We start from the raw sequence: 23679 nt of genomic DNA on the forward strand, positions 1-23679 counted from the left end.
GTTAGCTAATGCACAAATTAATGTCGCTCAGCCAACTGTAAACCGTAAACCGTAAACTGAAAACTGAGAAATATGCAACTAACAAATCGCTCTAAACAGGTCAGCAATAAGGAAATGACGCTGGCCGAAAAAATGTACCTGCCGGCCGTAGTGGGTGGGCTGGCGATTACGATACGTCACTTCTTCCGTAAGAAACCGACGATTCAATATCCAGAAGTAAAAAAATACCTTGGCCCAATTTATCGCGGTCACCACGTACTGAAACGCGATGAACAAGGCCGCGAACGCTGTACGGCTTGTGGTTTGTGCGCCGTTGCCTGCCCTGCCGAAGCAATTTCAATGGTGGCCGCCGAGCGGAAGAAAGGTGAAGAAAATCTCTATCGCGAAGAGAAATATGCAGCTGTGTATGAGATCAATATGCTACGTTGCATTTTCTGCGGATTATGCGAAGAAGCATGCCCTAAACAGGCTGTTTACCTGCGCCACGATCGGATGGTGCCGGTTTTTCAGGAGCGCGACGACGTGATTTATGGTAAAGACAAACTCGTTGAAAAACTGGACGACCGCTACGTTCGGGTAAATAATTCTGAAGTAAAAACAACTCCCACCGAGCCTAGCCTGACGCGTGCCGCTACGTAGCAACCCGTCATTTCAAACGGCGAATATATATTGATCTATGACTGAGACACTTAATTTCTTTAAAACCTTAACCGGTACCGGATACCTTTTTCTGGGGCTGACTGCTGTTACGTTATTCTGCGCCATTGGGGTAGTAACAGCGCGTAACCCCATTTATAGCGTACTGGCACTGATTGCTACGTTCTTCTGCCTCTCGGGCCATTATATTTTACTAAACGCCCAGTTTCTAGCGGCTGTAAATATAATCGTGTATGCGGGTGCCATTATGGTTCTTTTCCTCTTCACCATCATGTTCCTGAATTTGCGGAAAGAGGATGAAGAGTCGAAAACGAACCTGACCAAAATGGCTTCGGTCGTAGTCGGTGGCTTGTTGATGGTGATGCTCATTACCATTTTCCGAGCCAAAAGTGCACAGGTACCGACAGTAAGTCCTAACTCACCTTTCGATCCAAAAACAGGCTTGGTCGAGCAATTAGGGAATCTTTTATATAGCGATTATATACTACCGTTTGAGCTGGCATCGGTACTATTTCTGGTAGCTATGGTTGGCGCTGTGATGCTCGGTAAACGTGAAGCAGGCGACCGACATTTCTAAGAATTTACCCGTATCGCCAACGTAACTTGGAGGCCGCTCGTTAGAGCGGCTTTTTCTTTCATTAATCCAACCGAACTTTGTCGTTGAAGAGGATTGTTATCCAAAAACAATAATTTGACTAATTACCTGTTTTGAAAACCAAAGGATTACGTACGAATAAAATTAATATCGTTACGCTCGGCTGCTCGAAGAATCTGGTCGATTCGGAAGTGCTGTTTACCCAGCTCAAGGGCAACGGAATGGACGTAACGCACGAGTCGAAGAAAGACGATGCCAATATTGTGGTCATCAATACGTGCGGCTTCATCGATAATGCCAAGGAAGAATCGGTTAACACTATTCTGCGCTACGTTGACGCGAAGGAAGCGGGTGTAGTCGATAAAGTGTACGTAACGGGCTGCCTCTCGCATCGCTATAAGGACGAACTGGAAGTTGAAATTCCAACCGTCGATGCGTGGTTTGGGACCAACGAAATGCCCCGATTGTTAAAAACGCTACGTGCCGATTACAAACACGAACTCGTTGGCGAGCGGCTCCTGACGACCCCCGCTCATTTTGCTTACCTCAAAATTGCCGAAGGCTGCGACCGTCCCTGCTCGTTCTGCGCTATCCCACTTATGCGCGGAGTACATGTATCACGCCCAATCGACGAATTGATCACAGAAGCGAAATCGCTGGCTCGTCGCGGTACGAAAGAATTAATTTTGATTGCGCAGGATTTGACGTACTATGGTCTCGATTTATATAAAAAACGTAATCTGGCTGACCTTATCGACCGTCTGTCCGACGTAGAAGGCATTGATTGGATACGGTTGCAATACGCTTATCCTTCTGGATTTCCGCTCGATGTATTGGACGTAATGCGAAATCGACCGAACGTGTGTAATTATCTGGATATGCCCCTTCAGACGGGTTCGACGGAACTGCTGAAAATCATGCGTCGGGGCATTACGCGCGAAAAAACAGAAGCGCTAATTCATACGATTCGGGAGAAAATTCCTGATATTACGTTGCGTACTACGTTGATTGTAGGTCATCCCGGCGAGACAGAAGCCATGTTTCAGGAGACATATGATTTCGTGGAACGGATGCGCTTCGACCGAATGGGCGTCTTTACGTACTCGCACGAGGAAAACACCCACTCGTTTTCCATGCCCGACGATATCGATGCTGACGTAAAGCAGGAACGTGCCGATGAACTGATGGAATTACAACAGGGAATTTCGCAGGAATTGAATCAGCAGAAAGTTGGCCGGACTTATAAAGTATTGTTTGATCGTAAAGAAGGCGGTTATTTTATCGGACGTACCGAAGCCGATTCGCCCGAAGTCGACAACGAAGTGCTGGTGCCAGCCAGTCAGTATGTTCGAATAGGTGATTTTGCCAACGTTCGCATCGACCGCGCCGAAGAGTTTGATTTGTACGGAACTGTACTATAAAAGATATGATTTGTCCGTGATATTTCTCAAAACCGAACGAGAATCAGTATGTTTTGAGAAACATTACCTATCAGCTTATTATAACTGACATCACATCTGCACCCGATAAAGTAATACCATCGAACCTTGCGGGATTTTCTGTTGTTGAGCCGAATAAATACATATCGTAGCCCATCGCATGGACTGTCAGTACCTGCCCCTTACATCTACCGGCCAGTTTTCGCCCCTTTTTCTCGATTATATTAACCAAAACGATACCTTAAAACCTTTTTATAACCGATTTCCTCAGGTATCGGCGTTTGGAGAGCAATTAAAGGAAAAAACGTTCGAGGACTCAAAACGGCAGGTTCTGGTGCGTGTGCTGGAACGGCAATACCAGGCTATTCCGAATAAGTCCGACTTTTCGAAGTTATTGGAACCCAATACGTTTACGGTAACGACGGGGCATCAACTCAATATTTTTACGGGGCCGCTGTATATCCTGTACAAACTTATTACCACGATTAAACTGGCCCGCAAACTCAAGGAGACGTACCCTGATTACAATTTCGTACCCATCTACTGGATGGCCACCGAAGACCACGATTTTGCTGAGATCAATCATTTTTCCATGTTCGGACGAAGCTATGCGTGGCAAACCGAACAGCGCGGTGCGGTTGGACGAATGAATCCGCAGGAATTAAAAAGCATTTTTGGACAGATTCCTGAGAAACTAACTCTATTTGAAGAGGCTTATCTGAAAAATACTACGTTAGCTAATGCCGTCCGGTACTACGTTAACGAATTATTTGGAGCGGAGGGGCTAGTTTGCCTGGACGCCGATGATGCGGAGTTGAAACGCGTCTTTCTGCCCGTGATGCGGGATGAGTTACTACGTCAGGAATCGGGTGAACTGGTTCAGAAACAGACTGAGCTGCTGGAAGATTTAGGCTACAAAACCGTTATTACACCCCGCGATATCAACCTGTTTTTCCTGGATAATCAACTTCGCGAACGTATCGAACGCAAAGAAGATGGAACGTATCGGGTGCTTCATACAAAACTTAAGTTTACAGAAAGCGAGCTGCTGAAACTTCTTGATGAGCATCCGGAGCAGTTCAGTCCTAACGTAGTACTTCGGCCTCTGTATCAGGAAACCATTCTGCCAAATCTGGCTTACATTGGCGGTCCGTCGGAAGTGCCTTACTGGTTGCAGCTCAAGCCCGTTTTTGAGCGTTTTCAGACTGCTTTCCCGATTCTGATGCCTCGTAATTTCGCGATGTACGTACCGTCGGTGAGCGCGAAACGAATCTGCAAACTGGGCCTGACACCTGAAGAGCTTTTCCAGGATATAATGAAGCTAAAGCGTGAATTTGTGGAACATCACACGCGTCATTCGCTCAAGTTCGATAACGAAAACAAAATCGTGAACAAAGCGCTGGACGCTATTCTGCATAAAGCGCAGATGGTTGATCCTACGTTGGAAAAAGCCGTTCTGGCTGAAACTAAACGGTTTGCCGACGCCGTGGCCCGACTCGAAAAAAAGATGCGCCGTGCGGAAGAACGCAACCAGGAAGTGGGTGTACGGCAGTTGTTGGCGGTCAAAAATGAGCTGTTTCCGAACGGCGGTTTGCAGGAACGTAGCGAAAACTTCCTGACATTCTACCTGAATGACCGGCAGTTTCTCCAGAAAATGTTAAACGTTTTCGACCCGTTTGATTTTCGGATGCAACTGTGTCTGGAGTGAATAGGCCCCGGCGGCCTCTGGCGGCATCGGCCGTCCGACGTCGGAGTCGCCATAGCGATTAATCTTGTAGCTACCGCCGACAGCCAGAGGCTATTGGAGCCCCACTATGAACAAAGCTGAGTTACGAAAACTGTTTCTAGCCAAACGTAAGGCTCTTTCAACTGATGCAGTTCAGCAACGTAGCAAACAGATAGCTCAGCTTTTTTTTGATTTTCTCGATAAAAGCTATTTTGCTAACCCATCTATACTTATCCACACGTTTCTCCCCATTGAACGGCAAAAGGAACTTAATACGTGGATAATTATAGGAGAGATATGGAGCAGTTATCCACAGGTTCGGCTTAGTGTGTCGATAACGGATACGTCAACGAATGGCTTGACGCATTATCCACTAAATGCCAATACACGCTTACAGGAAAATCGGTGGGGGATACCAGAGCCTGTTCAACCAGCCGAAACTTCTATTCCCGCTAATCAGTTCGACGTAGTGCTTGTGCCATTACTTTGCTTTGACAAACGTGGCCATCGAGTTGGCTATGGCAAGGGTTATTACGACCGCTTCCTGGCCGATTGCCGAGCCGACTGTGTAAAAATTGGCCTTTCTCTATTTGAGCCTGTAGACCAAATAGACGATATTTTGGAGACAGACGTAGCACTGGACGTAGTGATTTCAGTCCGCGAGATATTTATCATATCAAAGGGCGAAGGATGATAATCACTACGTTGTAATCCAGTCCAGAATCTTGGACGAACGAGCGCCTGTTTCGCCGGTACTTGGGCTTTTACCTTCGCCCCGAAGGTCGCTCACGATCAACTCAATGAGTGGTTGTTGTACGTGTTCCGGAAATGGAATGGAATAATCCACAGAGCCAGATTCCGTTTCGACGAGCAGACGGAAATTTTCAAAAAACGAAAACGTGATTTTACCTTTGGAGCCGATAAGTTGCGTTTGCTCCATCCGCTGCTCTGGATTGACCGTAAAACACCAGTTTCCCGTTCCCACCGCGCCCGACTCGAAAGCGAACGTAGCCACTACCATGTCATCGGCTTTATATAGCCCAGCCTGATTCAGGCTAATGCCACTGGCGTTTTTGATGGGGCCGAGGAGGTATTCCAGAAAATCGAATTGGTGTGAGGCCAGGTCATGGAAGCGTCCACCGCCAGAAATTTCTGGAAAGACACGCCAGCCCGGTTGTGGATTGTCGCCCGTTTCGCCTGGAAGGGGTTGCCAGTAAAGCTGTACATTTACGCAGCGAATTTCGCCAATTGCCTGCTGATCAACTAGTTCTTTTACTTTAAGAAAATAGGGTAACGCCCGGCGATAGTAAGCCACAAAAAGCGGTACGCCAGTTTCCCGACTCGCCTGGTTCATAGCTTCACATTCGGCGGCATTGAGTGCCATTGGTTTTTCGACGTAAACAGGCTTACCGGCCTGCATAGCCCGGATAGCGTAATCGGCGTGGCTATCGGGGGGAGTTGCTACGTAGATGGCGTTTACTTCAGGGTCGTTAATGAGCTTGTCAGCATCACTATACCATTTCGGTACGTTGTGTCGACGGGCGTAATCGGCTGCTTTTTCAGCGTCACGGCGCATGACGGCTACCAGTTTCGAATGAGGTACCTTATTAAAAGCCTGGCCACTTTTTACTTCTGTTACGTCGCCACAGCCGATAATTCCCCACTTTATTTCGTCCATCGGATTTAGGTTTTAGGATTAAGTAAGCTAGTTAATAAACCACAGAGAGCACCGAAGAATACACAAAGGTCACAGTGTACTTATTTCTGTGGACTTTTTGTATCCCTGAGCACTCTATGTGGTAAAAATCGTCACACGTCGATACGAAACAAATGCATAGGCAACGAATAGGGATCTAACTCTACGTAGTTGGATTCGCCCTGCCAGATATAATAAGCGCCAGTAAGCAGGTCGTACACAGTATATTGCTGCTCCTGGCCAATTCCCAACTGCCAGATGGGTACTTGTACTACGCCCGCCCGACGGCTATACGCATCCGTATTGACAATAATTAGCAGGCGGTTATTGCCCGATACTTTCAAATACGCCATAATGGCATCGTCGTTGACTGAACAGAAGGTAATGTTGTTGGTCGTCTGTAGCGCTACGTTCTCATGGCGAATCCGGTTGACCAACGTAATGAGGTACGTTAGCTTGTTGGTTTTATCCCAGTCCCAGCGCCGGATTTCGTACTTTTCAGAGTTCAGGTATTCCTCCTTATTAGGAAATGGTACGTGTTCCATCAACTCAAATGAGGGCCCGTAAATACCATAGTTGCTCGCTAACGTAGCGGCTAGGCAGTAGCGGATCAGGAATTGTGGTTCATGGCCGCTCTGTAGGCTATACGGGTTGATATCGTGGGTTGTTGGCCAGAAATTTGGGCGGTAATAATATTTCATGTCCGACTGCGTCAACTCGGTCATGTACTGCTCTAGTTCCTGTTTTGTATTTCGCCAAGTGTAATACGTATACGATTGCGCAAAACCGCGTTTTCCCAACTCCTGCATCACTTTGGGCTTGGTAAAGGCTTCGGCCAGAAAAAGCATATCCGGAAATTCTTTTTTCACTTCGGCGATGACCCATTCCCAGAATACAAACGGTTTAGTATGTGGGTTATCGACCCGCACGATACGTACTCCCCAGGATGCCCACACGAGCAGGATGCGCTTAAGCTCCTGCCAGAGATTCTGCCAATCGTCGGTTTCGAAGTAAACCGGATAAATATCCTGGTATTTTTTGGGTGGATTTTCAGCATATTGGATCGTACCATCAGGTCGTTTTTTGAACCATTCAGGGTGATCTTTCGCCCACGGATGATCGGGCGAACACTGAATAGCAAGGTCCATTGCTACTTCCATTCCGTAATTGGCCGCAATAGCAATCAAGTGCTTAAAATCGTCAACCGTACCCAGCTCAGAATGAATGGCATCGTGGCCACCCTCCTCTGAACCAATACCATAAGGAACGCCCGGCTCACCCGGCTGGCAAATGACTGAGTTGTTTTTACCCTTCCGGTGCGACGTACCTATAGGATGAATAGGGGGCAAATACAGTACGTCGAAGCCCATATTTGAAATGCGAGGCAGTAATCCTTCTACGTCTCTGAAAGTGCCATGGTGAGGTTCGCTGGTTGTTTCATCGCGTGATGCTGAACGCGGAAACAGACAATACCACGTACTGAATTCAGCCCGCGCCCGGTCAACCTCGATACGTAGTTCATGCTCATAACGCGTTACGTTCTTTCGCTCGGGGTATCGATTTATATAGAACGTAAACTGGTCACTCTCAGCTACAGATACAGCTTCATCGTAGCGATTTTCGTCACGGAATAGGGCCGCCATTTCTCGCAAAGCCTTTACATCGGAACTTTCATCGACTGGCTGAACCGCTTTTTTAGACTTACTTCCTTTTGTGTGTTCCGACTTTCCACCAGCCCGTTCAAGCATTCCTTCAACGTAGTGCGACCCAGCCAGCAACTCACTGGTAATGCGTTGACCGTCAGCTGTTTTAAGGTGAATTTCATGCTGCCAGGAAGCCAGATGATCTACCCATGCTTCTATAGTATAATAGTATTGTCCCTGTTTTTGAGCGATAAACGCAGCGCCCCATCGATCGTTAACAATCAGCGACATAGCTGTTTTTGTCCAGGACGTATCGTCGGAGTGTTTATAAAGGAGGTAAGCAGCCAGATAATCATGTCCATCAGCAAATATGTCGGCCTCAACCGCAATTACGTTCCCAGGAATGGCTTTGATAGGGAATCGACCGCTGTCGAGTTCGGGCGATACGCGTGCAATGACCACGCGAGACTGACCAGGCCCGTCGAGGCCGGAACGATGAACAGGAGTATTCATGCACGTAATAATTAATTTCAGGCAGGTTTGTTAAGGCGCTAACGCTCTATTATCCCCCTGTCTGATAAGCCTGAATGATGCGACAATGTTACAAAAAAAGGCTATGCGACTGCCGTTTTAAGGCTGACCAAGCCCTAACTGCGTACAAATAATGGTCGCAAGAGTGCAGTAAATGATCGATGTATGAGTCATCTAAACGCTATGTTAACCAAGCCGCAAGGTAGGAATCACGCACGCAATCACCTTATTATCTATCGGAACAGCTATCTTTGCGGTTGATTTCTTCGTACATAGAATCGTTATGATTGGTAAAAAAGATATTGCAGGGGCTGTTGTTCTGTATAATAGTCCTATGGAAGTGCTGGATAATATTAGTACTTATATTGATCAAATTTCTAAATTATACGTTGTCGATAATTCTGCCAAGCCTAACGTTGCGTTAATAAAAGAATTAGAAAAAAATGATAAAATAAGTTATATTTCACTAGATGGAAATAAAGGTATTGCTACTGCATTAAACTTAGGCGCTCAACATGCTATAGCTGATAATTTTGCTATATTACTAACGATGGATGATGATACCAGAACGCCACCGACTATGGTTGACGAAATGATAACTTTCTGGAATAATTATCCACAGCCAATCGGTATTTTATCGGGCGTTCATCACACAAAGCCGGATAAAGTCGCTTACAGAAAACTACCTTACACGCTCACATCAGGAAATTTGTTAAACCTGAAAGCTTTTTCGGAAGTAGGTAGTTTTCAGGATGATTTATTTATTGATCACGTTGATCATGATTATGGTTTTCGATTAAATGAGAAAGGATATGAGGTGATAGAAATACCAAGTATTCGTTTAATTCATCAGTTAGGATATGCTAAGCCGATAAAAATTGGTTCATACGTAGTAGGCCAATATGGAAATCACTCGCCGATCCGCTTATATTACTACACAAGAAATGGTTTATATTTGTCGGGCGTTTACTCAAAAAGACTACGCGTATCAAACATTTATTTAAAACATTATCCGTCGTTTGTGCTAAAATTTGTCATACACATTAGCAGAATGTCACTGAAAGCAATTTTGCTGGAAAAAGATAGGAAATATCGGATCAAGATGTTGATAAAGGGGTTAGTAGATGGCTGGAATGGGAATTTAGGAAAAATAAATACCTAGCTTTATCGAACTCACTCGTATTAACTAAATAAGCTGATGAGGAATTATGTGTTTAAAATTCAAAAATTTGAATTGTTCCTATTCGCTTATTTTCTAGTTGCCCTGCTTTTTTTCTGGTTAGTAGCTTATGATGATATCTATAATGCTAGTACACAGAATAATAGCGTTGAAAGCCTTCATCTTTACGCTGACCATCCTACTTATGTAAATGATTATAAAACTTATAACGATAACCTACTTGTTTATTTTGCCCTAAGACCCAACTTTATTGGCCCTTTTTTTATAATATGGCTGATCGGAGACAATTTGATATCTGTATTTATATTTAATGTATGTTGTCTATTAATATCGATACGTATTATAAATAGAATAAATTACTTTAATATAAATAGATATACTATTCTGCTAGCCATCAATCCAATTACTTTTATAAGCTTATTTTCTATCAACAAAGAAGTTTTGTCTTTGTTGGCTATGACATTTTTTGTGCATTCGCTAATTAAACCTAAGTTCTTTTATGTTGTCTTAGGATTTATTATTGGCTTCTTGGCAAGAAAAGAACTTACTTTATTTATGGTCATAATTTACTGTAATTTCTATTTCGTGCCTCAATGGAATAACTATAAAATATTACTTTATTGTACTTATATTTTTATTATTTCTGTTGCCAGTAGTTATATTAACCAAAATTTTAGCGCTATTGAAAATTATAGTATCGAAATAGAAAATACTGTAGAGAGCTCTAACAGTGGAGGAACTATATTGGCATTAAATAATATTCAAAATAAATACGGTTACTTTTTAGCGGTAATTCCAAAAGCATTACTTAATCTTTATGGAAGTGTTCTGTCAAGAACCAGTCAAATGATTTTTTTTAAAGAAGTCTATAACGATGTAGTTGTGTGGGGACAATCGTTTTTATTTGTGTATACCATACCTAAAGCAGCTTATATTTATTGGAAGACCCAAAATATACTGGCGAGCAAATTGTTATATTCATTTGTAATTATGTGTATTATATTTTCATACATACCTGTAGTTCAGACCAGATATTTTTATAGCGGTTATATTTTATTAATAGCTATTATTTCTATAAAAAAGCCAACAGTTGAGAATTAATGATGGCTTACTAAATTTGACTAATCTGTTAAGAATTAACACTATCTTAAAATGCAGTGAATAGTGCATAAGTTGATATGCGCTGTTTTAGCCGTCACTGATAGGTCGCGATTATGAGGGGCTTATTTTTGTATATATTAGTAATAGTTAGGGTTCCGGCCTTTGTTTGGCTCTGAGCTAACTCAGTTTCTGGGTTTTCCCGGCTGGTGAAGTTGTCGTACAAGGTAAGTATGATGGTCCATTTACTAAGTTTACCTACTCTACATCAATACTTAATGAGGGGTAAGGGGTACTAAACCTTCCTTGATTTGCCGGACTAGCAGGATTTCTCTAAATTTGAAACTTTTGCGTACGTTCATCCTGTAATCATGAAAGTTAACAACTTAGTTACACTCCGGAAGATTTTACCATCCCCAATCTATAAAACGCTAAAACCTGCTTCTAAAATGATCCAGAGAGGATATTTCAGTTTCCTTGATGGATTAGATACGCTCCTCAATCGTAAAGACCCTTTAGTTCCACCCAGAACTCAAATTTTTGTTGGACACGGCGATTTTAAACGGACGGGGATTGAATTTAAAGATTTGTTTATAAAGATAGCTGGACTGAAACCTGATGAGCGAATTCTGGACATAGGCTGTGGAATCGGACGTATTGCGGCTCCCTTGACAAGTTACGTAAGTAAAAAAGGCTCCTACGAGGGATTTGACATTGTTGAGTATGGAATCAAATGGTGCCAGGAGAACATCACTACGCGATATCCTAACTTTCGCTTCCAGGTAGCAGACATTCACAACGACCACTACAATCCAAAAGGGAGATATCCAGCTCTGGAATATAAATTCCCCTTTGAGGCTAACAACTTTGATTTTGCTTTCCTTACCTCTGTTTTTACCCATATGCCAACGCTGGAGGTTGAAAACTATGTAAGTGAAATTAGCCGTGTATTGAAGCCTAGTGGACGCGCTTTCGTAACATTCTTCTTGATAAATGAAGAGTCGAAAGTATTGATGAAAACCGACAAAAGTGTCCATAATATTGAACACTATGAAGATGGGCGGTATATAGCCTATCCCGATGATCCCGAAATATGTGTAGGCTTCGATGAATCGTACGTAAAAGAGTTATTTAAGCGTAACGGTATGAAAGTTGAAATATTCCCCGGTGCGTGGTGTGGTCGGGAGAAGTTTACATCGTTTCAGGATATCGTCCTTGCTACAAAAATTTAAGTCGCCGGCTGTAGCTTTTCATAAGAAAATACAAACTCTAAATTAGATTTCATTGGGAATCATGCTTTTGGGTATAAACCTTAACGCTGGTTCACAATGAAAGATAATCAGTCCATTAATCGTCGGGATTTTATCGGAAAGGCAGCCACAGTTGCGGCCGGATTTATGATAGTCCCCCGGTACGTTCTGGGAGGAAAACGCCCCGACGGTTCAAAATACTTGGCTCCCAGCGATGTAATTTCTTTGGGGTTTATTGGGACAGGTAAGCAGGGGCGTGGTCTAACCGCTTCATTTCTAAATACGAATGAAGCTCGTATTGTCGCTATCAGTGAAGTCTATAAGGCTAAAGCCCAGCTCACCCTCGACCGAATTAAAGCTCATTACGAGAAAAACACTCAATTAGGCGCTTACTCCGACATTCCGGTGTACAACGACTTTCGGGAACTGCTGGCCCGTAAAGACGTTGACGCCGTTGTTATTGCCACACCCGACCATTGGCACGCGGCTGCGGCAGTGCGGGCGGCCGAAGCTGGCAAAGATATTTACTGTGAAAAGCCGCTTTCGCTGACCGTTAAAGAAGGTCGGGCTATGGTCAACGCAGCCCGAAAATATAACCGCGTATTTCAGACGGGGAGTATGCAGCGTTCTTGGCCAGAATTTCGGCAAACGGCCGAGTTAATTCGGAATGGCTACATTGGTCAAATCAAACACATTAAAGTTAACGTTGGGCCTCCGCCGACTCCTTATAATCTACCTGCTGAACCCATTCCGGATGGGCTCGACTGGGTAACTTGGCTTGGGCCCAATGAGCCTGTGGCTTTCAATTCAGAATTAGCGCCCCCAACTTCTAAAGACGTATTTCCAAACTGGCGAAACTACAAAGAGTTTGGTGGTGGCATGGTGACCGACTGGGGCGCCCATATGTTCGATATTGTGCAGTGGTCACTGGATATGGACGATAGTGGCCCGGTTGAAGTGATTGCACCCGATGGTAAAGAGCATCCGTTTCTTACGTATCGATACGATAATGGGGTCACAATGACCCACGAGAAATGGGACTGGAATAATGCTATTCTCTTTACCGGTAGTGAAGGAGAGCTCAGAGTGCAACGCCGAAAACTGGAAACAACCCCCGCTTCGCTAGCTACAAAAGTTATTGGCGAAAACGAAAAACACGTTTACAAAAGCGATAATCACTACAAGGATTTTCTGGACGCTATGCGGAAACGTAGCAAACCCATCTGTGATGTCGAAATTGGTCACCGAACAGCATCCGTTTGCAACATTAGCAACATTGCATATCAGTTAAAACGTCCTCTCCAGTGGAATCCTAAAAAGGAAATGTTCAAGAATGACGCAGAAGCCAACGCTTTGCTTGGTCGGCCCATGAAAAATGATTGGGGAATACGTATCTAAATCATTAGTACGTTACCAAGTGCCTCTGCCATAACGCAACGTATTGCTGTCGAAACCCCACACGACAGCAATACGTTGTTCTATTTACAAATCAGTTAACTATTGGTATACGGCACTCTGCCAGCCTTGGTAAGATTCATGAACGGCTGTATTGGAAAGGTTCGGATAGATAGCCTGTTTGTCAGCTTCTAACTGCGACAGATGGTCCAGGTTTTTGAAAATTCCGGCTTTTAGACCAGCCAGATAAGCCGCTCCCTGCGCCGAAACATCCGGCATCCCTTTATTAACAACCGGTTTTTTTAGTAAGTCAGTCAGAAAACGGAGAACGAACTGATTCGCACTAATACCCCCGTTGACTATCAACTCCGCTAACGGAATACCAGTATCCTGCTCCATGGCTGTAATCACATCCTTTATCTGATAAGGAATCGATTCCAGAGCTGCCCGAACTAAGTGGTTTTTGGTGGTACCGAACGTAAGTCCGACAATAGATGCTTTACGCGACATCTCCCAGTAAGGCGCCCCCAGACCGCTAAAAGCAGGAATCAGGTAAACGCCACCATTATCCGATACAGCCGTAGCCATCGCTTCGGTTTCCCGACTTTCGGCAAATAGACCTAAGTTGTTTTTCAGCCATTCGATGGTAGCCCCGCAAGTCACGATAACGCCTTCTAACGCATAATCAACGCGCTCTTCAGTACTCCAACAAATCGTTGAAACCATACCATGCTGAGATTCAGTGAGCGTTTGGCCGATGTTCATAATTATCGAACAACCTGTACCCAACGTAGCTTTGGCCGTGCCGGGAACAAAGCAGCCTTCACCAAAGGCAGCCGCGTGCGAATCCCCGATCATGGCCGTTAATTGAAGCGAATGATCAAAAAGGCCGCTAAAGTTCGATTCACCAAAAAAAGCCGACGATGGTTTAGCTTCTGGTAAGTTTAGCCCGGTTAAGCCGAATACATCCAGTAATTCAGCATCCCAGGTTAGTGTTTGCAGATTGAAAAACAGGGTACGCGATGCATTGGTGTAATCTGTGAAATAACACGTACCCTTGGTCAGTCGGTAAAGCAACCACGTATCGACGGTACCGAAATACGCTTCTCCCGCCTGAATCGCCTGACGTACTGATGCTACGTTCTCCGCCAACCAGATCAACTTTGTACCCGAAAAATAGGGGTCGATAAATAATCCTGTTTTAGCCCTAATGATTGGTTCAAGGCCCTGCGCCTTCAACCTGTCGCAGACGCCGATGGATCGCTTACATTGCCAGACAATTGCGTTGTAAAGCGGTTCTCCCGACTTATTCCAGACAACAAACGTCTCCCGCTGATTGGAGATACCTGCTGTCGAGATGGCTCGTAAATTACCCCCTGCAGCGGCAAAATCACCGATACATTTGCTAACGGAAGTCAGTACGTTCCGGTAAATTTCTTCGGGCTCCTGCTCTACGTAGCCATCTTCAAAGTAGTGCGTCTTCAGGGGCTCGGATGCCCGTGCAACTACCTGCCCGTTCTGGTCGAAAATGAGCGATTTTGTACTACTTGTTCCCTGGTCAATGGCTAAAATCATGTAACGTGTTGTTAAGGGAAGTTATAAAGTTGTAAGGTCATAGGGTTGTAGAGTTTTGAAGCGCCAGCCAACTATACAACTCTATAACCTTACAACTTTATAACTAAAAACTCATTCTCGTTTTGAACTCTTCTGATCAATAATCACGGCGAGCAGAATGACGAACCCTTTGACGACCTGCTGCCAGAAGGGCGATACGTTAAGCAATACGAGTCCGTTGTTCAGTACGCCGATAATGATAGCCCCCTGCACCGTACCTAAAATACTACCACGCCCACCCGATAACGACGTACCGCCGATAACAACAGCCGCAATTGAATCCAGTTCGTAGCTGATACCCGCATTGGGTTGCGCCGAATCCAGCCGCGACGTAACGAGCAGGCCACCTATACCTGCTAACGTACCTGCTAGCGTATAAACCACCAGTTTAATACGTTCGATGTTGACACCCGACAGCCGGGCGGCCGATTCGCTCCCGCCGATGGCGTAGATGTAGCGCCCAAGCCGGGTTTTGTTCGTAATCAACGTAGCAATCAGGACAATCAGCCCCGACACCCAAACGGGCACAGGAATCCCTAGCAACCAACCCGTGCCGAGATACGTAAACGAATCGCCCAAACCCGTAATTGGGAAGCCGCCGGTCCAAAGCATGGTCAGGCCGCGGGCGATGGTGAGCATCGCTAACGTAGCAACAAAGGGCGGCAATTTGAAACGCGTAATGGCCCAGCCGTTGAACCAGCCTAGTCCTGAACCAGCTAATACGCCCGCTAGCATGGCACCGAGCAACGTAAAGCCGATAAACAGGTTGGCGCTTGGAATCGGAATACCGTTACGTAGCAAGCCTGCCGTAATAGCCCCCGATAAGGCCAGTACCGAGCCGACCGATAAGTCGATACCCGCCGTTAGCACGACGAGCGTCATACCCGTAGAAATACAGACGTTGACCGAAATCTGACGTAGTACGTTCCAGAAATTAGCGACCGTCAGAAATTTGTCGGACATCAGACTAATGCCCAGACATAGGATAAACAAGGCAATCAGGGACTGAAAACGAGCGAGTGTGGGCTTATGCGATTGTAGGGATAGTTGCATGAGTATTAAGTAAAAGAGCGAGAGTGCGAAAGAGTGAAACCGGGCCGCCGGAGCGGAGCGATTTGCCAGACGGTATTCGCTCCGCTCCGGCGGCCCGGTTTCACTCTTTCGCACTTTCGCTCATTGTTTTCGGAATAGCCGCTTTGAGAATTGAATCTTCGGATGCGTCTGCTATAGCCATTTCGGCGGTCAACGAGCCTTCGCACATCACCAGAATCCGGTCGGAAATGGCTAGGAGTTCCGGGATTTCTGACGAGACGACCAGAATGCCCATGCCTTCGCTGGCCAATTTTCCGATGAGTTTATAGATTTCGGCTTTGGCGTTGACATCAATTCCGCGCGTGGGTTCGTCTAACATCAGCAATTTGGGCTGAGTCGCTAACCATTTCGACAGCACGATTTTCTGCTGATTTCCTCCGCTCAGGTTTTTGGCGGCCTGTTTCTCCGACGACGTTTTAATTCGCAAATCCGCTATGTATTTCCGGGCCAACGAGGTTTCTTTAGCCTTGTTGAGAAACCCTGCCTGTTCAATACTTTCCAGCGCAGTCAGGCTGATGTTGGTCTGCACGTCGAGGTCCAGCACCAGCCCGTCACGTTTACGATCTTCGGGAACCAGCGCCAAACCTGCGTTAATAGCCCAACTGGGTGATTTTAGCGGTACTACGTCGTTATCGAGTTGAACGGTGCCAGTGCTACGTTTCGGATGCAGGCCAAAGAGTGTTTCGAGCAATTCAGTACGTCCGGCGCCCATCAACCCAAAAAGTCCTACAATTTCGCCCTGCCCCACGCGGAACGTAACGTTTTTCAACTGGTTTTCCTGCACACGAACCGGGTGTTTCAGGCACAGATTCTCCACCGAAAATAACGTATCATAATCACGACTATCGCCCTGACGACGAACGTTAGCAACTTCACAGCCCACCATTTTCCGAATTAACGTATCATGGTCAATGCCCTGCATATCGCCTGATTCGATGGATTTTCCATCGCGAAGCACCACGTAGCGGTCGGCAATTGTGAACAGTTCGTCTAGCTTGTGCGAAATATAAACGATAGCCTTACCTTGCTGCCGAAGGTCGTTTATAATCCGAAATAACACCGCCACTTCGCTTTCGCTGATGGCTGATGTCGGCTCATCCATGATGATTACTTCCGATTCTTCCAGCAACGATTTAGCAATTTCTACTACCTGCTGTTGTCCCACTTTCAGATTGGCAACCAACGTATCAGGGTCGAGGTCAAGCTTTAGATCGGCCAGTAGTTGCTCCGTTCGCTCGCGCATGCTACGTGTATCGAGCGTGCCCCAGCGGGTAGTCAGCTCACGGCCCAGAAAAATGTTTTCGGTAATGCTGAGATAAGGTATCAGATTTAATTCCTGATGGATGATCGCAATTCCGCAATCCTGCGCGTCACGTATCGAACCAAACCGAACGGGCTCGCCTTTGAACCGAATCTGTCCTTCATAATCGGAGTAGACCCCCGACAGAATTTTCATCAACGTCGATTTTCCTGCCCCGTTTTCGCCAATTACCGCCGTGACCTTACCCGCCTGAAATTCCAGACAGACGTTGTCCAGCGCCGTTACGCCCGAAAATCGTTTCGTTATGTTTTCTGCGGTTAGCATAGGGCTTTATGTGATGTCGGGTTTGTTTTTGTCATTCCGACGCGAGGAGGAATCTTAAACCATCCTTACCTGAGTGCCTGGAGACTTTAAGATTCCTCCTTCGACTCCGCATCCCGGTCGGAATGACAAAACGTATTAGGGGTTTAATTAACCAAAATCGGAATCACCTCCATATTCTCCAGGTGCAAATGCGCCCGGTTCAGCTCAATAGCTCCTATAAATTGTAGTTTTTTGCCGGGTTTCGCTGCCACTTTCAAGGGTGGTATTACGTCTTTTCGGACGATATCGTTAATGGCTGCTGACACGTTGTTTAGGTCGGTTGTATTATCGAATTCTGTAATCTTGATCAGCCCCGACGCATCACGGGCGGCATTACCAAAAATGTACTCGGTCGCCAGACGTACCGTTTCGCCGGAGGTTAGCGACAACGTAACGTCATTGTCATTGACGGCGGTTACGGTACCTTCACCTTTGACCAGAAAATACCGAATGTTGCCAATGCCCAACGCCTGCGAATACGTAGTAAAAGCCTTGTCTTTATCGGTTTTCAGCAGGGGTAGGAGGGTGGCTAAATCTGTTGCGGCATTGGGCAGCGAAGGAATCAGTTTCGTTCTCCAGAAGGTTTGTGCATACGTAGCAGCATCAAATTTTCCTGACCCAGCGCTACCAGCGGCTTTTACTTCGTCTAGTTTTTTGAAATAGACCGAGTTATGGGCTAGGAGCAGGGCTATGACAGCGCCAGCTACGTATTTCCAGAGGTTAGTACGAGTTTTCCGACGAGCGATACTGGCGTTCATGGTTTGGCAGGGGTTTCGTAGTCGTCGATTGTTTTTTGCGTAACCAGTTCAACCGCAACCGGAATCCGTTGGGCAAAATCACGTTTGCCTTTGAAATACGTATCGGCAAATTGAGCGGCTGTTTTAGCCATTGTCTGTGGAGATTGCAGGCCAGTTACCTTGATCTTTTTGTCGCGGATGGAATTCATTACGTCGTCGGCCCCGTCGAATCCATAAACACCCACTTCCTTCGCTTTCCCAGCCGCCACCAGCGCCTGATACGCGCCCATTGCCATGGCATCGTTACCACAAAACACCGCGTTGATGTCGGGATGCGCCTGTAAAATGGATTCAAGTACGTCCATCGCTTTGTTTCGGTCGAAATCTCCGCTTTGCTGCGCCACCATTTTCAGCCCCGGATACCGATCAACGACGCTATGAAAGCCTTTCGAGCGATTCCACGTGTTGTTATCGCCCACCATGCCGAGGATTTCAACGTAGGCCCCTTTTTTATTCAGGTCTTTCACAAATTCCTCCCCGATGGAGACGCAGCCGGAGTAATTATCAGACAATATTTGCGACGTAGCAACCTTCGACGAGTTAACTTCCCGGTCCATGCAGAATACCGGAATCCCAGCGTCTTTGGCTTTCTGGACGTTTACGATGGAGCCGTCTGAATCCGTTGGATTGAGCAGAATCGCGTTAAATCCCGACACAATCGCATTCTCGAAATGATCTGCTTCTAATGATGGATTATTCTGAGAATCAAAAACTTTAGCTTCATAACCAAGTGATTTGGCTTCAGCAGCTGCGGATTCTGCCAGCACCACAAACCACGGATTGTTCAGCGTGGAAACAATTACTGCTACTTTTTTGGGCTGGCCAGAATCGGTCTTATTTGTGCAACTGCTGGTCAGGAGCAAGGAAATAAACCAAAGGAAAATAAATCGTTGGCTAGTCATGAGCTAGTTTTTGTCATCCCGACGCAGGAGGGATCTTCGGTAATAGTATGACTTAAGATCCCTCCTGCGTCGGGATGACAAAAGCTAGATTAACAAAATATCACGGCATTACTGTCAATATCACGCGTTGGTACCGGGTCAGCGCTGGAACGCCTTTGTCCGTTACGGCCAAAATGAAATGCATCGTTTCGGGCTTTGAAACTTTCGGCGCAGTCAACGAAGCTACTTTTTGCTGCGAGTTGCTAACCTTAGGTAATCGGGGGCCAGAGTAGGATCCTACTTCCGAGTAATAGATCCATTCGTATGTCAACTCGTTTCCATCTGGGTCAGTCGATCCTTCGGCACTGAGCGTAACAGCTTCTCCGCTTTTGGCCTTTAGTTCATTCGCATGAGCCAGTTTTGCAACCGGTGGATGGTTTGCTTCTTTATATGGTTTGATAGTCCAGTCGATGCGGGCGGCAAAATCGTTTTGGTATGCCTGCCGCCACCGCCAGATGGTCGCTTTGTTACTCGCATACCAGCCGCCATCAATACCCTTTACCTGATCTTCCGCATCGGTCCAGATGGGGCGGGTTTCGGGTTCTAGGAACCACTTACGGGTTCGGGGCGTGTAGAGTTCATACCGACCGCCCCAACTACCGTAGTTTGGATGTTCCGGATCGCTTAAGCCATTGTTGATCAGATTGAAAAAACTGGGCGTGTCACCTTCCATGATGTATTCTGTATGCGGATGCTCAGCACCTAGCGGACCGTGATTTTTGCGAATATTGGCATCCAGCCAGGTGTTATTTACAATGTTGGAATCAGGCCCTGCGAAACCCGGCGCGTAAGGGAATACGTCTCCGCTGATACCCCGCCAGGTGGAGGGTTCATAGCCACCGAGAGAATGGAAGCCAGGACTGACAATATAAAATAGGTTCGGGAAGGTCTTGCGCAGCCACGGTCCAGAGTCGTCCTGATCGGAAATTGTGTACACCCGAAGTTTCGCTACGAACTTGTCAACTTCTTCAGGTGTGCGATTCTGTCGTACTTTCCAGAGTGCCTGCGCCAGACAGTTCGCTCCGCCCCAAACCGGAATCCAGATGGGCCGATCATCTTTCTTGTCAACTACGGCAATAATGTGTTCCGACCCTTCCGAATCGTTACCCGGCCCAACGGCGTCCATGCCATATTTTGGAATAGCTGGTTTGATAACGCTTAGCAAATAGGCCGTTTCGGGATAACCTTTTTCGTGCAGGAGCAGGTTGCTACGTACTTTACCATAGGCTTCGACAATCCGCCGAATCCGCTCGGCCGCAACCCTGTTACGTTGGTGAACGGACGTAGTAGCAATCAATCCCTCTACGTCCCATTGATTCACATACGTCAGGAAACGTACCAGCGACTGGGCGTCGTCGGGTTCGTTTTCAATGTCAGTCAGTACCAGAACCCGCAGTTTTTGAGGAGACTGCTGGGCATGGCTATGTATCGCGAAAAGCGATAGAAGGAACGTAATGGATAAGGTGAATAAAGGTTTCATTGAGGTAATTGTGTGTTTATTGTAAAGACCGTTCCGCTGATACGCGGCATGCCTCCGCAACGGCGGACCGGTCTCTACAAAATCGTCAATGCTTCTTTCGCAATGCCATCTTCCGATAAACCGTAGTGAGTCATAATTTCTACCTGCGAACCGGTTACGGTATATTCATCGGGAATGCCCATGATTTTGAAACGATTGCGAAAACCGTTCTGCAACAAAAACGACGCGCAGGCTTCCCCTAGTCCACCAAATACACTATGCTCTTCCACGGTCAGAATTGGGCAGCCTTTGGATGCTACGTTCGCCAGTAGTTCATAATCCAACGGCTTGATCGTGTGCATACTAACCACCGTTGCGTGAATGCCATGTTTGGCTTCCAATTGTCGGGCTGCCTGAAGCGCGGGATAGACAGTTTCACCCGTTCCGATCAGTACTACGTCGTCGCCTTCGTGAATGATACGTCCTTTTCCAACCGTAAAATCCTGATTTTCTTCGGATAATAATGGCATTGGTTTTTTACCGAATCGCAGATAGACAGGCGTTGCTGATTGAGCGGCTTGCCGGATGGCTTGTTCCGTTTCGAAATTGTCGGCAGGAACAACAATTGTCAGGTTATGGACGGCACGTAGCGCGGCAAAATCGTGTAGACTGTGATGCGTCGAACCTAAAGCGCCATAACTAACCCCCGCGCTAATACCCACCAGGCGAACCGGATTATTTGAGTAGGCTACGTCGGTTTTGATCTGCTCAAACGAACGAGCCGTGAGAAAACAGGCGGGCGATACGGCGAACACATTCTTCCCGGTTGAGGCCAGACCAGCGGCTACGCCTACAAGATTCTGTTCGGCAATTCCAATTTCGATAAGTTGCTTCGGGTATTTCTGTGCAAAAGGCACCAACTTCCCCGACCCCCGCGAATCGCTGGTAACGACCAGCAGATTTCGGTCAGTTTCGGCTAACGTCTGGAGCGTGGCTGAAAAGACGTCCAGATTAGCTAGGGCTGTTGAATTCGATAAAACAGTGGTTACTTCTCCCATCGGGTCTGCTACGTTAGGGGTTCATCAGTTCTAGTTTGGCGAAAAAATCGGCAAACATTAGGTTGGTATCCAGATAGGTGTAGACTCGTATTGGTCTCCCCTTATGGTTGTGTGCATACGTACCGGCCTGATTGATACGGGGTGACTGCCGCACTACGTACTGGCTAGAAGAGGGATCTGGTTCAAATGACGATTGTAAGGCCGTGAGTAGCACCAGTGGACTATCGCCGAGAATGTAAGTTTCTCCGATGTTGATAAACTGTTGAATGCGTGCCATTAAAGTTTCCAGCGTATTACTCAAATAAGCACCAGTTTTTCCGCGTGGTTTCACTTTGGTCAGCAGTTGGGCATATGACAGCAGGCATTGGCGATAGACGTTTCGGGGTATTTGCCACATCGGTAGCGCCGACCGATTGAAAACCGACCGAGCTGCTGCCTGATCGATATTGAGATTGTATTCAACTTCCGAGTAGCCCGGTGGGGGCAGGGCTAGCTCACTATACTCAGGACCGCCGATCCAGATAAGTGTTAGTTTGTCGGCAATCTGTGGATTAGTCAGCGCAGCCGACGCGATTTCCGTAAGTCCGGCCCCGCACACTACGTAGAGCGGCTGTTTGGTATCGGTACGTAGTGCTTCCTGAATGATGAAGTTGACCGCTTCATTTTTTACGGGCGTACTGTCATTTGGCATCGCCGTGTTCGAGCCCGCGAAGACCGGAATGTTCTTTGTTACGTTCATTACTTGAAGAACCTCCCGCGCTTTTTTGGCGGCATTGTCAGCTTGTGTGGTAGAACGATCAAAACCGTCGCCCACGCGCAGATGCGACCCAATAATGGCCCGAATTTCTACGGAAGGTGATAGCAGCAAATGCGCTAACTGGAACAAACCATCAGGATCACCACTAAAATCATTGTCTACAATTACGCGCATACGGGGCTGAACGCTGGCTAGCCCCTGCGACTGTCCGAACGTAGCGAACGAAGTCGTTAGGCAGATTAGCAAGCCAAGCCAATAGCTTGGGCGACAGAGTAATACGTTATGTATCATATTGAGTTTGCTAATTCAGGGGTTAACTCGGCCAACGCTTGTTCGTATTGTTCGGCATTCGGTACGCCGTGGTGCCATTTAACCTGGTTTTCCATAAAACTGACGCCTTTTCCTTTCACCGTATGTGCGATAATCAGACTTGGTTTTCCTTGCTCAAACGGTAGCGCATCAAACGCTTCAGTAAGTGCCGTAAAATCATGTCCATCTACGTGACGAACGGCCCATCCGAAAGCTTCAAACTTTTGATCGAGAGGGTCTGTGTTGCACACTTCGGCGGTCGGTCCGGCGATTTGCAGTCCGTTTTTGTCGACAATGGCACAGAGGTTATCCAGCTTGTAATGCGACGCCAGCAAAGCCGCTTCCCAATTCGAGCCTTCGGGCAGTTCACCGTCGCCCAGCAACGTAAAGACGCGATACGTTAGGTCGTCTAACTTAGCAGACAGCGCCGTACCAACACTGAGCGAAAGTCCGTGCCCCAGCGAACCGGTATTCTGCTCAACGCCAGCTACTTTGCGAGTTGGGTGGCCGATGTAGTGTGACTTGTACTGGCACAACGTTTCCAGATCAGATTCAGGGAAAAAACCGCGGTCGGCCAGTACTACGTAGAGCGCTTCTACCGTATGGCCTTTGCTTTGGATATACCGGTCGCGGGTGGGCGAGCTGAAGGTTTCCGGGCTGACATTCAATACGTTGTTGTACAACACGTTCAGAATGTCGATGCAGGACAAGCTTCCGCCCGTATGTCCGGCCTTAGCTTTGACTATGTATTTCAGAATGTTTCGGCGATACTGCACCGATTTCTGAGATAATTCGTTGACAATCATATGTTTTAAGTT

General features: G+C 46.6%; 20 protein-coding genes. 9 read left to right on the plus strand and 11 right to left on the minus strand.

The features are described from left to right. Positions 1 to 72: 72 nt before the first annotated feature. From ACYVF1_RS22595 to ACYVF1_RS22615, 5 genes are all read left to right on the plus strand, one after another. Positions 73 to 639: a NuoI/complex I 23 kDa subunit family protein gene (locus ACYVF1_RS22595; protein ID WP_461083117.1), complete on the plus strand. Its 567-nt coding sequence runs from the start codon at positions 73 to 75 to the stop codon at positions 637 to 639. A gap of 37 nt (positions 640 to 676) precedes the next feature. Further along, a complete protein-coding gene (locus ACYVF1_RS22600; protein ID WP_461083119.1) occupies positions 677 to 1234 on the plus strand; it encodes an NADH-quinone oxidoreductase subunit J family protein in 558 nt (185 codons plus the stop codon). A gap of 131 nt (positions 1235 to 1365) precedes the next feature. After that, a complete protein-coding gene (gene rimO, locus ACYVF1_RS22605; protein ID WP_461083121.1) occupies positions 1366 to 2673 on the plus strand; it encodes a 30S ribosomal protein S12 methylthiotransferase RimO in 1308 nt (435 codons plus the stop codon). 178 nt (positions 2674 to 2851) lie between these two features. Next, the gene (gene bshC / locus ACYVF1_RS22610) at positions 2852 to 4399 is read left to right on the plus strand and encodes a bacillithiol biosynthesis cysteine-adding enzyme BshC (RefSeq protein WP_461083123.1); all 1548 of its coding nucleotides are present in this window, start codon (positions 2852 to 2854) and stop codon (positions 4397 to 4399) included. Positions 4400 to 4505: 106 nt separating this feature from the next. Next, the gene (locus ACYVF1_RS22615; RefSeq protein ID WP_461083125.1) at positions 4506 to 5111 is read left to right on the plus strand and encodes a 5-formyltetrahydrofolate cyclo-ligase; all 606 of its coding nucleotides are present in this window, start codon (positions 4506 to 4508) and stop codon (positions 5109 to 5111) included. 6 nt (positions 5112 to 5117) lie between these two features. Here the strand turns inward: ACYVF1_RS22615 and ACYVF1_RS22620 are convergent, their stop codons facing one another. Then, positions 5118 to 6095 carry a Gfo/Idh/MocA family protein gene (locus tag ACYVF1_RS22620; RefSeq protein WP_461083127.1) on the minus strand — a complete coding sequence of 326 codons (978 nt, stop codon included), beginning with the start codon at positions 6093 to 6095 and terminating at the stop codon, positions 5118 to 5120. A 131-nt stretch (positions 6096 to 6226) separates the two neighbouring features. Then, positions 6227 to 8269, minus strand: coding sequence for an alpha-1,4-glucan--maltose-1-phosphate maltosyltransferase (locus tag ACYVF1_RS22625; protein WP_461083129.1), 2043 nt, complete (start codon positions 8267 to 8269; stop codon positions 6227 to 6229). 301 nt (positions 8270 to 8570) lie between these two features. Between ACYVF1_RS22625 and ACYVF1_RS22630 the strand changes: the two genes are divergently transcribed. From ACYVF1_RS22630 to ACYVF1_RS22645, 4 genes are all read left to right on the plus strand, one after another. Then, complete coding sequence (locus ACYVF1_RS22630; protein WP_461083131.1) at positions 8571 to 9449, plus strand: glycosyltransferase; 879 nt, start codon at positions 8571 to 8573, stop codon at positions 9447 to 9449. 36 nt (positions 9450 to 9485) lie between these two features. Further along, positions 9486 to 10568: a hypothetical protein gene (locus ACYVF1_RS22635; RefSeq protein WP_461083133.1), complete on the plus strand. Its 1083-nt coding sequence runs from the start codon at positions 9486 to 9488 to the stop codon at positions 10566 to 10568. Positions 10569 to 10936: 368 nt separating this feature from the next. After that, positions 10937 to 11797: a class I SAM-dependent methyltransferase gene (locus ACYVF1_RS22640; RefSeq protein WP_461083135.1), complete on the plus strand. Its 861-nt coding sequence runs from the start codon at positions 10937 to 10939 to the stop codon at positions 11795 to 11797. A gap of 96 nt (positions 11798 to 11893) precedes the next feature. Then, the gene (locus tag ACYVF1_RS22645; protein ID WP_461083137.1) at positions 11894 to 13213 is read left to right on the plus strand and encodes a Gfo/Idh/MocA family protein; all 1320 of its coding nucleotides are present in this window, start codon (positions 11894 to 11896) and stop codon (positions 13211 to 13213) included. 99 nt (positions 13214 to 13312) lie between these two features. Here ACYVF1_RS22645 and ACYVF1_RS22650 read toward each other — a convergent pair whose 3' ends face one another. From ACYVF1_RS22650 to ACYVF1_RS22690, 9 genes are all read right to left on the minus strand, one after another. Beyond that, positions 13313 to 14785, minus strand: coding sequence for an FGGY family carbohydrate kinase (locus ACYVF1_RS22650; protein ID WP_461083139.1), 1473 nt, complete (start codon positions 14783 to 14785; stop codon positions 13313 to 13315). A 111-nt stretch (positions 14786 to 14896) separates the two neighbouring features. Next, positions 14897 to 15877 carry an ABC transporter permease gene (locus tag ACYVF1_RS22655; protein WP_461083141.1) on the minus strand — a complete coding sequence of 327 codons (981 nt, stop codon included), beginning with the start codon at positions 15875 to 15877 and terminating at the stop codon, positions 14897 to 14899. Between the two features lie 100 nt (positions 15878 to 15977). Next, positions 15978 to 17501, minus strand: coding sequence for a sugar ABC transporter ATP-binding protein (locus ACYVF1_RS22660; RefSeq protein WP_461083143.1), 1524 nt, complete (start codon positions 17499 to 17501; stop codon positions 15978 to 15980). Positions 17502 to 17644: 143 nt separating this feature from the next. After that, positions 17645 to 18298 carry a DUF2291 domain-containing protein gene (locus ACYVF1_RS22665; protein ID WP_461083145.1) on the minus strand — a complete coding sequence of 218 codons (654 nt, stop codon included), beginning with the start codon at positions 18296 to 18298 and terminating at the stop codon, positions 17645 to 17647. Continuing rightward, positions 18295 to 19239 carry a substrate-binding domain-containing protein gene (locus tag ACYVF1_RS22670; protein ID WP_461083147.1) on the minus strand — a complete coding sequence of 315 codons (945 nt, stop codon included), beginning with the start codon at positions 19237 to 19239 and terminating at the stop codon, positions 18295 to 18297. The genes ACYVF1_RS22665 and ACYVF1_RS22670 overlap by 4 nt, the downstream gene beginning before the upstream one ends. A gap of 100 nt (positions 19240 to 19339) precedes the next feature. Beyond that, on the minus strand, positions 19340 to 20758 hold the full coding sequence (locus ACYVF1_RS22675; RefSeq protein WP_461083149.1) for a DUF1593 domain-containing protein: 1419 nt from the start codon (positions 20756 to 20758) through the stop codon (positions 19340 to 19342). A 74-nt stretch (positions 20759 to 20832) separates the two neighbouring features. Further along, on the minus strand, positions 20833 to 21795 hold the full coding sequence (locus ACYVF1_RS22680; protein WP_461083151.1) for a transketolase family protein: 963 nt from the start codon (positions 21793 to 21795) through the stop codon (positions 20833 to 20835). A 13-nt stretch (positions 21796 to 21808) separates the two neighbouring features. Then, a complete protein-coding gene (locus ACYVF1_RS22685) occupies positions 21809 to 22843 on the minus strand; it encodes a nucleoside hydrolase (RefSeq protein WP_461083153.1) in 1035 nt (344 codons plus the stop codon). Next, positions 22840 to 23667: a transketolase gene (locus ACYVF1_RS22690; RefSeq protein ID WP_461083155.1), complete on the minus strand. Its 828-nt coding sequence runs from the start codon at positions 23665 to 23667 to the stop codon at positions 22840 to 22842. Before ACYVF1_RS22690 ends, ACYVF1_RS22685 begins: the two co-directional genes overlap by 4 nt. Positions 23668 to 23679 lie beyond the last annotated feature (12 nt).

Source organism: Spirosoma flavus (genome assembly GCF_054778555.1).

Coding starts and splice junctions, on each gene's coding strand:
- ACYVF1_RS22630 (WP_461083131.1), top strand. CDS start 8,571: ATGATTGGTAAAAAAGATATTGCAGGGGCTGTTGTTCTGTATAATAGT.
- ACYVF1_RS22660 (WP_461083143.1), bottom strand. CDS start 17,501: ATGCTAACCGCAGAAAACATAACGAAACGATTTTCGGGCGTAACGGCG.
- ACYVF1_RS22670 (WP_461083147.1), bottom strand. CDS start 19,239: ATGACTAGCCAACGATTTATTTTCCTTTGGTTTATTTCCTTGCTCCTG.
- ACYVF1_RS22685 (WP_461083153.1), bottom strand. CDS start 22,843: ATGATACATAACGTATTACTCTGTCGCCCAAGCTATTGGCTTGGCTTG.
- ACYVF1_RS22625 (WP_461083129.1), bottom strand. CDS start 8,269: ATGAATACTCCTGTTCATCGTTCCGGCCTCGACGGGCCTGGTCAGTCT.
- ACYVF1_RS22640 (WP_461083135.1), top strand. CDS start 10,937: ATGAAAGTTAACAACTTAGTTACACTCCGGAAGATTTTACCATCCCCA.
- ACYVF1_RS22690 (WP_461083155.1), bottom strand. CDS start 23,667: ATGATTGTCAACGAATTATCTCAGAAATCGGTGCAGTATCGCCGAAAC.
- ACYVF1_RS22600 (WP_461083119.1), top strand. CDS start 677: ATGACTGAGACACTTAATTTCTTTAAAACCTTAACCGGTACCGGATAC.
- ACYVF1_RS22635 (WP_461083133.1), top strand. CDS start 9,486: ATGAGGAATTATGTGTTTAAAATTCAAAAATTTGAATTGTTCCTATTC.
- ACYVF1_RS22650 (WP_461083139.1), bottom strand. CDS start 14,785: ATGATTTTAGCCATTGACCAGGGAACAAGTAGTACAAAATCGCTCATT.
- ACYVF1_RS22645 (WP_461083137.1), top strand. CDS start 11,894: ATGAAAGATAATCAGTCCATTAATCGTCGGGATTTTATCGGAAAGGCA.
- ACYVF1_RS22620 (WP_461083127.1), bottom strand. CDS start 6,095: ATGGACGAAATAAAGTGGGGAATTATCGGCTGTGGCGACGTAACAGAA.
- ACYVF1_RS22680 (WP_461083151.1), bottom strand. CDS start 21,795: ATGGGAGAAGTAACCACTGTTTTATCGAATTCAACAGCCCTAGCTAAT.
- bshC (WP_461083123.1), top strand. CDS start 2,852: ATGGACTGTCAGTACCTGCCCCTTACATCTACCGGCCAGTTTTCGCCC.
- ACYVF1_RS22665 (WP_461083145.1), bottom strand. CDS start 18,298: ATGAACGCCAGTATCGCTCGTCGGAAAACTCGTACTAACCTCTGGAAA.
- ACYVF1_RS22675 (WP_461083149.1), bottom strand. CDS start 20,758: ATGAAACCTTTATTCACCTTATCCATTACGTTCCTTCTATCGCTTTTC.
- ACYVF1_RS22655 (WP_461083141.1), bottom strand. CDS start 15,877: ATGCAACTATCCCTACAATCGCATAAGCCCACACTCGCTCGTTTTCAG.
- ACYVF1_RS22595 (WP_461083117.1), top strand. CDS start 73: ATGCAACTAACAAATCGCTCTAAACAGGTCAGCAATAAGGAAATGACG.
- ACYVF1_RS22615 (WP_461083125.1), top strand. CDS start 4,506: ATGAACAAAGCTGAGTTACGAAAACTGTTTCTAGCCAAACGTAAGGCT.